The 15,822-nt window shown below is 49.5% G+C and carries 14 protein-coding genes; 11 read left to right on the plus strand and 3 right to left on the minus strand.

Features of this window, described 5'->3' with window-relative positions; all coding sequences use genetic code 11:
* Window positions 1–40 precede the first annotated feature (40 nt).
* The 8 genes from gatC (at window position 41) to BM299_RS02235 (ending at window position 10,367) form a co-directional block, all read left to right on the plus strand.
* Window positions 41–322, plus strand: a complete 282-nt coding sequence (gene gatC / locus BM299_RS02200) for an Asp-tRNA(Asn)/Glu-tRNA(Gln) amidotransferase subunit GatC (RefSeq protein WP_092481822.1) — start codon at window positions 41–43, stop codon at window positions 320–322.
* Window positions 323–346: 24 nt separating this feature from the next.
* Entirely contained in the window at window positions 347–1,801 is a 1,455-nt protein-coding gene (gene gatA, locus BM299_RS02205) for an Asp-tRNA(Asn)/Glu-tRNA(Gln) amidotransferase subunit GatA (RefSeq protein WP_092481823.1), read from the plus strand.
* Window positions 1,802–1,822: 21 nt separating this feature from the next.
* The gene (gene gatB, locus BM299_RS02210) at window positions 1,823–3,265 is read left to right on the plus strand and encodes an Asp-tRNA(Asn)/Glu-tRNA(Gln) amidotransferase subunit GatB (RefSeq protein WP_092481824.1); all 1,443 of its coding nucleotides are present in this window, start codon (window positions 1,823–1,825) and stop codon (window positions 3,263–3,265) included.
* A gap of 247 nt (window positions 3,266–3,512) precedes the next feature.
* Window positions 3,513–4,685 (plus strand): homocitrate synthase, encoded by a 1,173-nt coding sequence (nifV, locus tag BM299_RS02215; protein WP_092481860.1) that lies wholly within the window; start codon window positions 3,513–3,515, stop codon window positions 4,683–4,685.
* A gap of 70 nt (window positions 4,686–4,755) precedes the next feature.
* Entirely contained in the window at window positions 4,756–5,757 is a 1,002-nt protein-coding gene (locus BM299_RS02220) for an isocitrate dehydrogenase (NAD(+)) (RefSeq protein ID WP_092481825.1), read from the plus strand.
* Window positions 5,758–6,075: 318 nt separating this feature from the next.
* Entirely contained in the window at window positions 6,076–6,447 is a 372-nt protein-coding gene (locus BM299_RS02225; RefSeq protein WP_092481826.1) for a carbohydrate-binding protein, read from the plus strand.
* A gap of 158 nt (window positions 6,448–6,605) precedes the next feature.
* Window positions 6,606–7,847 (plus strand): glycosyltransferase family 4 protein, encoded by a 1,242-nt coding sequence (locus BM299_RS02230; protein ID WP_092481827.1) that lies wholly within the window; start codon window positions 6,606–6,608, stop codon window positions 7,845–7,847.
* Window positions 7,848–7,868: 21 nt separating this feature from the next.
* Window positions 7,869–10,367: a sugar phosphate nucleotidyltransferase gene (locus tag BM299_RS02235; protein ID WP_092481828.1), complete on the plus strand. Its 2,499-nt coding sequence runs from the start codon at window positions 7,869–7,871 to the stop codon at window positions 10,365–10,367.
* 146 nt (window positions 10,368–10,513) lie between these two features.
* Here BM299_RS02235 and BM299_RS02240 read toward each other — a convergent pair whose 3' ends face one another.
* From BM299_RS02240 to BM299_RS02250, 3 genes are all read right to left on the minus strand, one after another.
* Entirely contained in the window at window positions 10,514–11,131 is a 618-nt protein-coding gene (locus tag BM299_RS02240; protein ID WP_092481829.1) for an acetate uptake transporter family protein, read from the minus strand.
* 394 nt (window positions 11,132–11,525) lie between these two features.
* Complete coding sequence (locus BM299_RS02245) at window positions 11,526–13,136, minus strand: glycoside hydrolase family 57 protein (RefSeq protein WP_092481830.1); 1,611 nt, start codon at window positions 13,134–13,136, stop codon at window positions 11,526–11,528.
* Between the two features lie 78 nt (window positions 13,137–13,214).
* The gene (locus BM299_RS02250; RefSeq protein WP_092481831.1) at window positions 13,215–13,970 is read right to left on the minus strand and encodes a DUF4912 domain-containing protein; all 756 of its coding nucleotides are present in this window, start codon (window positions 13,968–13,970) and stop codon (window positions 13,215–13,217) included.
* Window positions 13,971–14,218: 248 nt separating this feature from the next.
* On the opposite strand from BM299_RS02250, the gene BM299_RS02255 reads away from it, so the two are divergent.
* Genes BM299_RS02255 through trmL form a run of 3 tightly spaced genes read left to right on the plus strand, consistent with a single transcriptional unit; the run spans window position 14,219 to window position 15,754 of the window.
* Entirely contained in the window at window positions 14,219–14,629 is a 411-nt protein-coding gene (locus BM299_RS02255) for a CoA-binding protein (protein ID WP_092481832.1), read from the plus strand.
* Window positions 14,630–14,658: 29 nt separating this feature from the next.
* Window positions 14,659–15,288 carry an endonuclease III gene (nth, locus tag BM299_RS02260; RefSeq protein WP_165608139.1) on the plus strand — a complete coding sequence of 210 codons (630 nt, stop codon included), beginning with the start codon at window positions 14,659–14,661 and terminating at the stop codon, window positions 15,286–15,288.
* A gap of 7 nt (window positions 15,289–15,295) precedes the next feature.
* Window positions 15,296–15,754: a tRNA (uridine(34)/cytosine(34)/5-carboxymethylaminomethyluridine(34)-2'-O)-methyltransferase TrmL gene (gene trmL / locus BM299_RS02265; RefSeq protein ID WP_092481834.1), complete on the plus strand. Its 459-nt coding sequence runs from the start codon at window positions 15,296–15,298 to the stop codon at window positions 15,752–15,754.
* Window positions 15,755–15,822: the final 68 nt, after the last annotated feature.

Here is a 15,822-nt window from a genome sequence, read left to right on the forward strand (position 1 = left end):
TATAATGATGTCAGTTTTTGAGAGAAAAGGAAGGTGCGCCATGCTAAGCCCAAAAGAAGTGGAACACGTGGCCCTGCTGGCCCGTTTAAAATTGACCGACGAAGAAAAAGAAACCTACCGTAGACAGTTAAGCGATATTCTGGATAATTTTCGCAAATTGCAGGACCTTGACACCGAAAACATCCCGCCTACAGCGCATGTACTGCCGCTGCAGAATGTCTTCCGGGAAGACCGGGTGGGCGGGCACATGGCGGTGGAGAAAGTGCTGGCCAATGCACCGCAGCGGCAGGACAACTTCTTTAAAGTGCCAAAGATTGTCTAGTTTTTCAGGCTGGAGGGAACTGTTTTGGATTTATATTATTTGACTGCACATCAGCTGCATAACATGCTGGTCAACAAAGAAATCAGCGCCGTCGAATTGACCAAATCGGTGTTTGCGCGCATTGATAAATTGGACGATAGAATCCGTGCTTTCGTCACCCTGACCAGGGAACAGGCGCTGCAGCAGGCCCAACAGGTGGACAATGCCCGGGCGGCCGGTGAAGAACTGCCCGCGCTGGCCGGGATACCTGTGGCAATAAAAGACAATATTTGCACCGTGGGCGTGCGTACCACCTGTTCTTCCAAAATGTTGTACAATTACATACCCCCTTATAACGCCACGGTCATGGAACGACTTAACGATGCCCGCACCATTATGGTCGGCAAGACCAATATGGATGAATTTGCCATGGGTTCATCATGTGAAAACTCAGCTTTTTTTCCCACCTGCAACCCCTGGGACACCGAGCGGGTGCCCGGCGGTTCAAGCGGCGGGTCGGCAGCAGCGGTAGCGGCCGGCGAGGCCGTCCTGGCACTGGGCTCCGATACCGGCGGCTCCATTCGCCAGCCCGCGTCGTTTTGCGGGGTGGTGGGTATGAAACCCACTTACGGCACCGTATCCCGTTACGGGCTGGTGGCCTTCGCTTCGTCCCTTGACCAGATCGGTCCACTGACCAGGGATGTCACCGATTGTGCCCTGTTACTCAATGTAATTTGCGGACACGATCCCTTTGACTCAACATCGGCCCCTTACGACAAGCCTGATTATACCTCGTTTTTAACCGGCGATATCAAAGGGATGAAAATAGGGGTGCCGGTGGAATACATGGGCGAGGGAATAGACTCCGCCGTAAAAGAAGTAATCAAAAAAGCCATTGCCGTGCTGAGCAACCTGGGTGCCGAGGTGGCGGAAACAACCCTGCCGCATACCGAACACGCCCTGCCGGCCTATTACTTGATCGCCCCGGCCGAAGCCAGTTCCAACCTGGCCAGATACGACGGGGTACGTTACGGCTATCGTTCGGAAAAGGCCGGTGACGTTGTGGACATGTTCATGCAAACCCGCAGTGAGGGATTCGGGCCCGAGGTTAAGCGCAGAATCATGCTGGGCACCTACGCCCTTTCGGCCGGCTATTACGATGCCTATTATAATAAAGCCCTCAAGGTACGTACCTTGATTAAGCAAGACTTCGATCAGGCTTATGAAAAGTTTGACCTGCTGCTGGGGCCGACTGCGCCGGTGACAGCTTTTAAACGCGGTGAAAAAGTGGACGACCCGGTGCAGATGTATATGGTGGATGTCTGTACCCTTTCCGTAAACCTGGCCGGCCTGCCCGCCATTTCCGTTCCCGCCGGGATGGCCGGCAATCTGCCCGTGGGGCTGCAGTTGATCGGCAGGCCCTTCGGCGAGGGCGACATTCTGCGCGCCGCGCATGCCTTTGAACAAACTACCGAACACCACCGTAAGTTTCCCGAATAAATTCCTGGAGGTGTGCCAGTTTTGGCTCAATACGAGGCGGTTATCGGCCTTGAAGTGCACGTTGAATTGAAAACCAACACCAAAATTTTTTGTAATTCCAGCACCGAATTCGGTGCCGATCCCAACCACCATGTCTGCCCGGTCTGCCTGGGCTTACCCGGCGTGCTGCCCGTAATCAACAAAAAAGTCGTCGAGTACGCCATCAAGGCCGGCCTGGCTTTAAACTGTAAAATTGCTCCCTTTTCCAAGTTCGACCGTAAAAACTACTATTACCCGGACTTACCCAAGAACTATCAAATATCCCAGTATGATTTGCCCATCGCCGAACACGGCCAACTGGAAATCAACTTGGACGGGGAAACCAAGCGCATCGGCATCACCCGTGTACACATGGAAGAGGACGCCGGTAAACTGGTGCACCAGGGTACCATTTCCACCACCCCTTATTCCCTGGTGGATTATAACCGCACCGGAGTGCCGCTCATAGAAATAGTTTCCGAACCGGATATGCGCAGCCCCGAGGAAGCGGTGGCCTACCTGGAAAAATTAAAGGCCATTATCCAATATACCGAAGTCAGCGACTGTAAAATGCAGGAAGGGTCCCTGCGCTGTGACGCCAACATATCCGTCAGGCCCGTGGGTCAGGTTGAATTCGGCACCAAAACCGAGTTGAAAAACATGAATTCGTTTAAGGCCCTGCATAAAGCCATCACCTACGAAATTGAACGCCAGATTGACGTGTTGGATGAGGGCGGGCAAGTGGTGCAGGAAACCAGGACCTGGGATGAAGACAAGGGCGTCACCCTGCCGCTGCGCAGCAAGGAGGAAGCCCACGACTACCGTTATTTTCCCGACCCGGACCTGGTGCCACTGGTCATTTCGGAAGCATGGGTTGACGAAATAAGGGCCTCCCTGCCCGAATTGCCGGACGAACGCAAAGCCCGCTTTGTCAATGAGTATGGTTTGCCGGAATATGACGCTCTGGTACTGACTTCCACCAGGGAACTGGCGGATTACTTTGAGCAATGCGTAGAACTGTTTAATAACCCCAAGACGGTCAGTAACTGGGTAATGGGCGATCTGGCCAGAATGATGAATGCCACCGGTCGGGAAATCGGCGCTGTGCGCATCAAACCGGCCCAACTGGCCGAAATGCTGAAACTGCTGGACAAAGGTACCATTAGCGGCAAAATCGCCAAGACGGTATTTGAAGAAATGTTTAATACCGGCAAGGACCCCGGTGTTATCGTGGAGGAAAAAGGGCTGGTACAGATCAGCGACGAAGGGAAAATTGAAAAAATCGTCAGCGATGTTATTGCCGCCAATCCCAAATCTGTGGAAGATTACCGGGGTGGCAAAAAGCAGGCCATTGGTTTTCTGGTGGGGCAGGTCATGAAAGCGACTAAAGGAAAAGCCAACCCGGGACTGGTCAATAAATTGCTCAAGGAAAAACTGGATAGCTGAAATTACTCATTTATGTTGCTTTATCATAATTTTTCTGCGGAGCAGGGGGCTTACCCTGCTCTGATTCATTTTATACATTTTTGGTGAATATTTAATGTATACAATATTATACCTTCTAAATCTTTTCATAATTGAATTATTATGATAAAATTAAATGTGAGTTTTTAATAATTGGCATACTTAATTTTTATTAATATTCTGTATATATTTAATTAATTGAGAGGAAAGGAAGGAAAACACAATGATAATGTTTGAGAAAAGAATTCCTCCCGTCGAAGACATTTACATCATTGATACAACTTTACGGGACGGGGAACAAACCGCAGGGGTGGTTTTTGCCAACAGGGAAAAAGTAAGAATTGCCAAATTTTTGGACGAAATGGGCGTGCATCAGATTGAAGCAGGCATCCCGGTAATGGGCGGCGATGAAAAAGACGCCATCAAAAAGATCTGCCAGTCCGGCCTCAAAGCCAGCATCATGGGCTGGAACCGCCCGGTGATCAAGGACATTGAAGCCTCCCTGGAGTGCGGTGTGGACGCAGTGGCCATTTCCATATCCACTTCGGACATCCACATCAAACATAAGTTGAGAACCAGTCGTGAATGGGTGCTGGACCATGTGGTCAAGGCCGTGGAATTTGCCAAAAAAGAAGGTATGTATATTTCCGTCAACGCAGAGGACGCTTCCCGCAGCGACCTGGACTTTTTGATTAAATTCGCCAAGGCTGCCAAGGAAGCCGGTGCCGACCGGCTGCGTTATTGTGACACCGTGGGCATCCTTGAGCCCTTTACAACCTATAAAAACATCAGGCATATCCTGGACAATGTAGACATCAACATTGAAATGCATACGCATAATGACTTCGGCATGGCCACCGCCAACGCCCTGGCGGGCTTAATGGCCGGTGCCAACTGGGTGGGCGTAACCGTCATCGGTCTCGGTGAGCGGGCCGGCAACTCCGCGCTGGAAGAAGTGGTTATGGCATTGAAACACCTGTTTAAAATAGACCTCGGCTTTAAAACCGAAATGTTCCGGGAAGTGGCGGAATATGTTTCCCGCGCCTCGGGGCGTGAATTGCCGGCCTGGAAAGCTATTGTCGGTTCCAATATGTTTGCGCACGAATCCGGTATCCACGCCGACGGCGCGCTGAAGAACCCCAAAACATATGAGGCCTTCCTGCCCGAGGAAGTAGGACTGCAAAGACAAATCGTGGTGGGCAAACATTCGGGAACAGCCGCGCTGAAAGCGAAATACGCGGAATACGGTATTCGCCTTACCGAACACCAGGCCGAAGAATTATTGCCCAAAATTCGTTCCTACACGGTATCCATGAAACGGCCCCTTTTCGACAAAGAATTGATGTATATTTACGAAGATTATTACGGCGGAAAGAGATTAAATTCACCTAATACGATATAAAACACGGGGCCCGCCCCCGTGTGAATCAGCATTAACGGCGGTTCCAAGCTAAATTAGGAGGTTTTTTACAGTGGCCTACAATGTTACATTGATACCGGGCGACGGTATCGGACCGGAAATATCGGAAGCGGCCCGGCGGGTTATTGATGCCACCGGGGTGGACATTAACTGGGAAGTAGTGGAAGCAGGAGAAGCGGTTATTGAACGATACGGCACTCCACTGCCGGAATACGTGCTGGACTCAATCAAGGAAAACAAGGTGGCTTTGAAAGGCCCTCTGACCACGCCGGTAGGTAAGGGATTTCGCAGCGTCAACGTTACACTGCGCCAAAGCCTGAATTTATACGCCAATATACGACCCGCGCGTTCATTGCCCGGTATCGTCACCAGGTACCGTGATATTGACCTGATCGTGGTCAGGGAAAATACGGAAGATTTGTACGCAGGTATTGAGCACCGGGTGGGCCGGGATGCCGCCGAAAGCATAAAAATAATCACTCGTGAGGCGTCTGAGCGCGTTTGCCGTCATGCCTTTGAGCTGGCCCGCAAACAGGGCCGTAAAAAGGTTACGGCAGTACACAAGGCCAACATTATGAAGCTTTCCGACGGCTTGTTTTTGGAATCGGCCCGTAAAGTGGCCGAAGACTACCCGGATATCGAATTTGAAGACATGATCGTGGACGCCATGTCCATGAAGCTGGTGCAGACGCCGGAAAATTACGATGTAATGGTGATGTCCAACTTGTACGGAGATATTTTAAGCGATCTCTGTGCCGGGCTGGTGGGCGGCCTGGGTGTGGCGCCGGGAGCCAACATTGGCACGGAAGCAGCCGTTTTCGAGCCGGTACACGGCAGCGCACCCAAGCATGCGGGCAAAAACAAGGTCAACCCGCTGGCCATTATTCTCAGCGGAGTCATGATGCTGCAGCACCTGGGCGAAGACAAACACGCTGAGCGCATTATGCAGGCTGTTATTGACGTTCTGGAGGAAGGAGCCAGCGTCACCTACGACCTGGGCGGCACCGCTTCCACCAGCGGCATGGCCGATGCCATCATCAGCAAGCTGGGATAACTGCAGTTTTTTTCAATACTACAGCGTATTTTAAAGGTTAGCGGAGCCATGGGGACGGTTCGAGCGTCCCCGAAGCGCAGCGAAGGGCCGAAGGGAAGACGATGGAACCGTCCCCTTGGCCTAGCGGGCATAGCGAAATAAGCAATATTATACTGTAGTGTTAAGATTTACTAAAATGCAAAAGGGGACATAAGAAAAAGGGGACTGGCACCGATTCACAAAACGTCGGAGCCAGTCCCCTTTTTCTTATAACGCATAAAAATGGTCTTTCCAATAGATAATACTTCTTGAAGAAAAGATCAATTTGGAGGCGATAAAATGTCCGATCCCACCAACTTCGGTACTGGAGAATATAAATTAAGAGCCATGCACGAGGCCCGTTACCCGGGCGGGGTAGTGGTCGATCCCACCCCCATCACCATCGGCGAGGAAATCACCGTCCTGTACGACGGCCTGCTGGCGGCCAGCGGTGCCACACAAATATTCCTGCACGTGGGGTACGGTGACAGCAAGGAGTGGCACAATGTTCAGGACCTGCGCATGTCGCGCACCGGCTGGGGATGGGTGAAAACCTTACAAATACCCGATGACAACCGGTTCAATTTTTGCTTCCATGACGGGTATGGCAATTGGGATAATAATAACGGCATCAACTGGAGTTTTCAAATTCATGGCGGCAGACAGCATTAATTTAATCGATAATATTAATTCCTGCCGGGGAAACTACGGCAGGTTTTTATTTTTACATACATTCTTGGGTTTCTTTATAATAAATTTTCACTGTTTAACATAAAATATAAATGTTGTCAATTTATATCATTACAACAAGATTGCAAGGAGGATATTTCATGCGCGTGGCTATGTTTTCCTGGGAATACCCCCCTAAAAGCGTGGGCGGTCTGGCCCAGCACGTTTACGACCTTACTAACGCCCTTTCGGATCTCGGAGTTGACGTACATTTGTTTACTATGGGCGAGCCGGGCCTACCGGACTATGAAAGGGTAAACGGTGTTAAAGTGTACCGGGTGAACCCTTATAACGTTTCTTCACCCGATTTCACCACCTGGGTAACCCAGCTCAACGTGGCCATGCTGGAGAAAGCCATACCTGTATTCAATGAACTGAGCGACTGGAACATCATCCACGGTCATGACTGGCTGGTGGCTTACGCGGTTAGAGCTTTGAAGCACGCGTATCGCAGACCCCTGATCGCAACCATACATGCCACTGAATATGGCAGGAATCAGGGCTTGCATAATAACCTGCAGCGTCATATCAGTGACGTGGAATGGTGGCTCTGTTATGAAGCCTGGCAGGTTATCTGTTGCAGCGAATACATGAAGGGTGAAGTGAAATTTGTTTTTCAAGTTCCCGACGATAAGCTGGTGATTATCCCCAACGGGGTGGATCCGGCAAATTACATACAAAAAAACAACAACATTTCCCGCAACAATTATGCAACTCCGGATGAAAAGATTATATTTTACGTTGGCAGGCTGGTGCGGGAAAAAGGTGTGCAGGTACTCCTGGATGCCGCGCCCATGATACTTGGCCGGGTACCCAACGCCAAATTCGTCATTGCCGGCAAAGGCCCTTACTTGAAAGAATTACAAGATCAGGCAAAGCGCATGGGGATTGGCAACCGTGTATATTTTACCGGTTATGTTGACGATTACACTCGCAATTCGCTGTACAGCTGGTCGGATGTGGCAGTATTTCCCAGCCTATATGAACCCTTCGGCATCGTGGCCCTGGAAGCAATGGCCGCCAGAACCCCGGTGGTTGTTTCGGACACGGGGGGCTTGAGTGAAATTGTAATGCATAACATTGACGGTTTAAAAGCATATCCAGGCAACCCCCGGTCACTGGCAGATATGATTTTGACCATTTTATTAAACCCCGGACCGGCACAACAGCTGCAGCAAAATGCTTATCAGAAAATAAAGCAGCGGTTCAACTGGCAGGATATTGCCGCAAAAACCCTGGATGTTTACCAAAAAGTATGGAATGAACACCGCAGCAGCAGCTGGCATGTGCGCCAGGGCAGAATGTTTGACCGTTTTTCCAGGGTTTTTGGAAAATATTCATAATCTACGAGGAGGGAGTAAGTTTTGAAAGCTATTATTATGGCGGGCGGTGAAGGGTCCCGCCTGCGGCCGCTTACCTGCGGCATCCCCAAACCGATGGTTCCGGTGTTGAACAAACCTATCATGTCTTATATTATCGGTCTGCTAAAAGAACATAAATTCAACGATATCGGGATTACCCTGCAATATTTGCCGGAGGTGATCCGCAATCATTTTGGTAATGGCAGTGATTACCAGGCGAACTTAAAATACTTTGTAGAAAAAACGCCACTGGGTACGGCCGGTAGCGTGAAAAATGCGGAAACTTTTTTGGATGAAACATTTATCGTTATCAGCGGTGACGCCCTGACCGATTTCAATTTATCCGAAGCGGTGGATTTTCATCGCAAAAACGGCGCCATTGCTACGCTGGTACTGACCAGGGTGCCCTGCCCGCTGGAATACGGAGTGGTAATTACCAGTAAGGATGGCCGCATTAATCAATTTTTGGAAAAGCCCAGTTGGGGCGAAGTTTTCAGCGATACTGTCAATACCGGGATATATATTCTCGAACCGGAAGTATTGAACTTTGTCCCGGAGGGTCAAAAGTTCGATTTCAGCAAGGACTTGTTCCCCCTGCTGCTGAAAAACCGCAAACCGCTTTTCGGGGTGGTACTTACGGGTTACTGGTGTGACATCGGCGATTTAAGACAGTACCTGCAGGCCCACTATGATTTTCTCTCCGGGAAAGTCGGCTTGCCAATTCCGGCAAAAGAAATCCGATCCGGGATTTTTACCGGTAATGATGTACAGATAGACCCAACCGCCAGGATCAACGGTCCGGTGTTCATCGGCGAGAACACAACCATCGGCAGGAACTGCAGCATCGGACAATTTACCGTGATCGGATTGGGTTGTACTATTCAGGAAAAAACCTCCATTAAGAGAAGTGTATTATGGAATAATGTTTTCACCGGCCCGGGGGTCAACCTGCGCGGGGCCGTGCTGGGTAGCCGGGTACAGGTACAATCCGGCAGCAATATTTATGAAGGAGCTGTAATAGGCAGTGACTCGGTGATCAAGGAAAGGTGCACCATCAATCCCGACATCAAGCTCTGGCCGCATAAAATGGTGGAAACCGGTTCAGTGGTCCGGGAAAGCATGGTTTGGGGAAACCGTGCGCCAAGACGCATTTTTGGGTTGGAGGGTATCTCAGGCATCACTAATGTAGAAATTACACCAGAATTCGCCACCCGGGTGGCGGCGGCTTATGCCAGCGCCCTGGGCGCGGGGGCGCGCATTTGCGTGAGCAGCGATATTTATTCGCCGTCCCATATGATCGGCGACGCAGTCATCTGCGGCCTGCGGTCGGTGGGAGTCCGAGTTGTAAAACTGCCCGACGGCATTACCGCCATGCACCGTTACGCGGTGCGCAAACTAAAGTGCGACGGGGGAATACATGTAAGAGTTTCACCCAGACAAACCAATTTCTTAAATATTATTTTTACCAATAAAAACGGCGGCAATATTGCCCGAAGTCTGGAACGTAAGGTGGAAAACCTGTTGGCGCGCGAAGACTTCAAACGTGCTGACTTTGCTCATATTACGGAAACGCAACATGAGCGGGAAATACCCGCAGATTACCTGGAAATGCTGTCAAGCAGCGTTAATAAGAAGGCCATTCGAGAAATGGGTCTGCGCATCGCTGCCGTTTACGACCATGACAGTGCGGGACGTTTTTTGGAACCGCTGTGCCGGGAACTGGGCATTGACATTAAACGCCTGGATATGGCGGAAACATGGCAGTTGCCCCTGAACTGGCGCAATTACAAGGAAATAACCGCCAAGGTTGCCGATGTGGTTACCGGAGAGGGCCTGGCCATGGGAATAATCATGGATTCCGGCGCCGACCACCTGGCTTTGATAGACAACCGGGGGCGCACGGTACAGGACGATATGCTCATAGCGCTGACCGCCCTGCTGATACTGCGCTCCCGTGGCGAAGCGGTGGTGGTGCCGGTGACCGCCCCCAGGGCGGTTGAAGCACTGGCAGAAAAATACGGCGCCCGGGTTATCCGCACCAAAACGGCGGTACAGGATTTTTATGAAAAGCTGGTGCACCAGGACAACCTGGCACCAAACGGCTCCGGATGGCAAATTTCCCAGTCGCTGCTCCACTTCGACGCGTTGGCGGAGATCATTAAGGTAGCTGAATACTTATCCACGGAAAAAATCAGCCTGGCGGACTTAATTGACGAAGTCCCATCGTTTTTCATGGAAAAGAAAGAAACCCAGGTACCCTGGGAAGCCAAAGGTACCGTTATTCGCAGTCTCATCGAAGAAATGCCCAAAGACAACCTGGAATTACTGGACGGGGTCAAGGTTTACCACCCCGACGGTTGGGCGCTGGTACTGCCGGACCCGGAAGAGCCGGTGTGCCGCGTCTTCAGCGAGGGAAGCACCATGGAAATCGCCGAATCACTGGCTGACTTTTACATTGAAAAAATAAATAATATAGTGGGGCCGGTCAAGAAAATCGGTTAAAAAACAGTGGAGGCAAACCTCCGCTGTTTTTATTGCTAAGAAAAGCATACGCAAAAAGGGCACCGTAAAAGGGGACAGGTACCGATTCATAAAACGAATCGGTGCCTGTCCCCTTTTGTTTTTTACTCGGGATATATTTATTGTATTTACTTGCTGGCACTTACTGAAACCTGATCTTTCACGATCGGTCCACCCAGGGGAATTATTGTCCGGCCAAATTGCGTATTCAAGATGACGCCCCAGGCAGTGTATAAACCGAAAATTCCGGCCAGACCGAGGAAATTGCCTGAAACGGCATGCCATTCGTGGCCAAGAATACCCAGATCCATAAAAGCCACCACCGGAACGGCCACATCAAGAGCCAACACCACGCCCAGCAGACTAAGCGGCGACTTGAAATAAGCCGGCGTCCAAGTTAACAACGCTATGGCCAAAGCCAGCCAGGCCCACCCGTCAATGCGGGCGTCAATGGTCCAGCCGTTTTGCGCAGCGAAAAACTTAAAAATAAGTTCGCCTCCGGTAACAAACATAAAGAAGGCGGAGAAAAAGGTAAATATATTGCCGCCCACTATATTACCGTGGTTCAGCTCCATAATGCCGACAATAACCTGTACGATAAATCCGCCGATCAGCCAAATACCCAATAAAGGTATACAGGAACCATCAACTTTTCCCGTGTGTACGGCGTAAAAAGTAAAACAAGCCATTGCCAGGGCTACCAGACCCGCAGGTCCGGGGTTTGCCGGTCCGTGTCCGTGAGACATTAAACAACCTCCTTATAAATTTAATATTATATTCCTCAGAAAGACCAAATTACTTGGATATACCACCCCCCTCGCGATAAAAAACATAAAAATCGTACACTTGCATGTTAAATATTTTTTGCAAAAAGCATGTCATATAGAATGATAATTAAGAATTTAGCCTTTAAACGGCTTGATACCACCCTTAAAAGGCTATTTTACAAGCTCTAACGGTATTCTGTTTACTTATTGTTCACTTGAAATGAAAATAAAAAATTATATGATTGTTTACACTTGATTAAATTTTCTTATAATTCTGGGAAATAGTACCCTTGTACCGGCATAAAAAAAACCCCCGGCCGGGGTTTACAAACCATGTAAATATATATTTACAGTGTAAAATATATTATCAGTTTTATCCCGTAGCTTTATATATACCGGGGTTAATTTTATTATAGTAACTTAAATTTAAATCGGGAAAAATGTTGTTTCTGTATTCCAATTCCCTCAGCGCACCTTCATCAATGCAATTGTTTTTGATTTGTTCATAAAGGCGCAAAAAATTATGAATATGCTGCTTGGTCCGTCTGACGGCATAATCCACCATGGTGCCGGTATACATAATAAAGGCCCAGTCGCTGCTCTGCGCCAGCAACAACTCCCTGGCGGCCTGTTTTAAAGCCCGGTGTTTTAAACCGCCGGCAAAGGGATTTTGTTCCACCAGTTCCACCATTTTCATGGCAGCTATGTGTAGATGCCGGTATATCCAATCGTTTTCCCGGCTCAGCCATACTTCATTATACCCTTTATTGCCCCAGGTGGAGGGACAGGGCCGGGCCACCTGGTTACAAGGGTATTTTTGCAAATAATCATAAGGCGTTATGGTTTCAACGATATCCGTATCGTAGTATATCTTGCGCAACAAAAACTTGAGCCAGTCCGGTCCCTCAAACCACCAGTGACCGAAGAGTTCCGCATCGTACGGGGCAACAATAATGGGCTCCCGATCCATCAATGAACACAGGTGGCGGATTTGATGTTCTCTGTTAAACATAAAATTGCCGGCGTGCATATCGGCTTTACGCAAAGCATACTCCCAACGGTACGGTTCTTTATGGTGGGTTTTACCGGTTATGCGAAAATATTTGATACCGGTATTGACCCTGATGCCGTCCGGGTGGATATAAGGGCTGACGTACCCGTATTCCAGGTCATGGCCGATATCCCGGTAATATTCCCGGTAATCAAAATCTCCCGGGTAACCTTCGTTAGAACTCCAAACCTGCTTGGACGATTCCACATCCCGCCCGAAAACAGCCACCCCCGAAGGGCAAAATATGGGCGCAAAAATACCGTATTTGGGCCGGTGTGACGCAAAGAGCACGCCATGGGTATCGGTAAAAAAGTATTTGATGCCGAATTCCTTCAAGATATTATCAATACCATGGGTATATGCGCATTCGGGTAGCCAAATACCCTGCGGCTTTCTGCCAAAGTGTTTTGCATACAGGTCCACAGCTACACCGACTTGAGCGCGTACCGCTTCCGGTTGGTGCATCAACAACGGTAAAAACCCGTGGGTACCGGCGCAGGTGATGACCTCCAGGCGGCCCAGGTCTTGAAACTTACGCAGAGCATTTAAAATATTACGCTGGTATTTATCGGTGAAAATATATCTGATCCGGTGGAACCGGTCCCTGTACATTTGGGCGGTGGCATGAAATTCTGTACCCCTGGTTCGCTCAACTTCCTTTTCCGCCAGTTCAATTAGTTTATGCAGGTGTCTCAAATACCTTTCCTGCAAAAGCCCATCGGTTAGCATGGTCATCAGGGGCGGGGAAACCGAAAAGGTTAACCGAAACGGTATGTTTTCTTCTACAAGTTCATCGAAAGCTTCAATCAACGGCACATAGGTTTCGGTAATGGCTTCGTAAAGCCACCTTTCTTCCAGGAAATATTCATGCTCGGGGTGCCTTACAAAGGGCAAATGTGCATGCAAAACAAAACACAGGTATCCTTTAGCCAATGTTTACTTCTCCTTTACAGCATTTAATCAAAGTTGATTAAAAACAACGCCCGCTCGGATAACGGACCGGGACGGCGGTTATTCTTTTCCAGCTGCAAATCCGGTGGAACTTATATAGCCGGGCGAGCTTATGCCCAGTGGTACAAGCCCCATCCCCTGCGCAATTTCCTCGGCCATCATGGGCGAACTGCCCATATGCAGGTGAGTAATGCTGCGGTAAATACCTTCTATCCACATCCATTCTTCATCCAGCAGGTTGGATATGCTGACGCTGGGTGTTTGAACAATATTGGACCGCAGCAGGGTTATAAACGTGCCGTCGGGAAAAAGTCGTCCCAGGTCAACGCAGAAAGCCGAATTGGGCCGGGAAACATCGATATGCCAGCTATCCACTTCGTCGTTGATGGATATATCCATGTAATTATTAGCGTTCAGGCCGGTAAAGTGTTCTATACCTGTCACATCATAAACACGCAGCACTGACCTGGAGTTGTTCCAGGCATCCGGCCCGTACTGTCTGGCAAACTCTTCTTGTTTGGTAGCCGAAATTTCCCAGTAAGCAAAAATCCAGCTGGGGTCACGCACCATGAGCACCATTCTATCCATACCATAATGCCATGGTATCTCGGGCGTTTCCGGTTTTACTGCCGGTTTGGGTTGAAAAGCGGGGACTGGGAAAGCAATTTCTTCGGCATATTCTTCCCGGGGAGCGTCAGGCACTTTCGGTGATAATGAGGCGGGTTTCTTCTGCCGATTTTTTGCCAACCATAAAAAAACGGCCAAGAGCACGATTAAGATGACGGCCCCCAGGACCCAGGTCAACATGACATTCATGCAATGCCCTCCTTGTTATGAAATTGATAGTTTACGCTAAAAAAATTAAAACCGACGGATTTTTTGCTAAACATTAGTTTTCCGCGGTATAATTGTTTTATCCTCAGAGCTTTTTTTATTATTGCCAACAGGTTTTGGGATTATAATTTTTTTGTGCAAAGAAGTTTAAGCAATTCTAGCGGTGGAAGGTACTCTTTAGGTTTTATAGAAAAAATTTTTTATAATAATTTACGGGGGTGTAAATAGATATGTACATTCATCCTGACGATAATAAAATTAAGCAAATTTTAGAGCGGGGACGCACTATCGCAGTGGTCGGCCTTTCCGATAAAGTCCATCGTGACAGCTATCAAGTGGCCCGGTACATGCAGGAAAAAGGTTACCGGATAATCCCCGTTAATCCAAGGGCAAAAATTGTATTGGGCGAAACCGCTTATACCAACATTCTGGAAATTCCGGAAAAGGTGGATATAATCAACATTTTCCGGCGCAGCGACCAGGTGCTGCCCATCGTGCAGGATTCGTTGAAAATCAAGCCCGGGGCTATTTGGCTGCAGTTGGGCATCATCAACGACGAAGCGGCGCGCCTGTGCCGGGAAGCCGGGGTGGATTTCATCATGGACAAGTGCATTAAAGTGGAACATGCGCGACTGTTTTAGGAGGACTTAACTATGGACAGTAAAAAAAAATCCTACAGACACTGGCCCGGCATATCCCGGAAGCCGGGCCCACCCTACATTTTAAAAACCCCTTCGAACTGCTGATCGCTGTTATTTTATCCGCTCAGTGCACCGATATACGGGTAAACCAAACCACCGCCCGCCTGTTCACCAAATATAAAACGCCGGCGGACTTTGCCTCCCTGAGTCAGGAACATTTGGCCCGGGAAATAAGAGGGTGCGGCCTGCACCGCAACAAAAGCCTGCATATCATAAAAACCTGTCGCCTGTTGGAGGAAAAATACGGTGGCCAAGTGCCGGAAGATCCCGCTGTGCTGCAATCGTTGCCCGGGGTGGGTCGCAAAACAGCCAATGTGGTGCTGAATGTAGCCTTCGGCAAGCCCACTTTCCCTGTGGATACCCATATTTTTCGGGTGGCGCGCCGGCTGGGCCTTTCCAGCAGCAGCACCCCCTTGCGGGTGGAAAAGGATTTAACCCGTCTGATACCGCCCGCTGAACGGGGCGTCTGGCATCACCGCCTGATTAGTTTCGGGCGTTCGACCTGCTCGGCGCGGAACCCGAAATGCCACGAATGCACAGTTAACCGGTATTGCCGGCATTCCAAAAAAAAAGTACATCACCCTGACAAGGAGAATTGAATCAATCATGCACCTGGTACTGGTGGAACCCGAGATTCCCGCGAATACGGGTAACGTAGCCCGCACCTGTGCCGTTACCGGCGCAGAATTGCACCTGGTCAAGCCCCTGGGCTTTTCGGTGGATGATAAGCACTTGAAAAGGGCGGGGCTGGATTACTGGCATTTATTGACCATTCATTACCATGACAATTTCGAGGAAGTTTTATCCGCCTATCCCCGTCACAGTTTTCATTTTGCCACCACCAAGGCCGGGCGGAGATACACCGACGTTAAATTCGGACCTGACGATTTTCTGGTTTTCGGCAAGGAAACTGCCGGCCTGCCGGACCACCTGCTACAGCGTTTCTCCGATCAATGCATACGCATTCCCATGATCAACGACGCCCGCTCGCTCAACCTGTCCAACTCGGTGGCGGTGGTGCTCTATGAAGCATTAAGGCAAAACGGGTTTTGCGGTCTCAAGTAACGGCAGCCAACCACCCGAATGCAGCACCCGAGGATACTTTAAAATAACTGACTAAAATGGGGGGATTA

The sequence above is a fragment of the Desulfoscipio geothermicus DSM 3669 genome (assembly GCF_900115975.1).
In the GTDB taxonomy this organism is placed as follows: Bacteria; Bacillota; Desulfotomaculia; order Desulfotomaculales; family Desulfallaceae; genus Desulfoscipio; species Desulfoscipio geothermicus.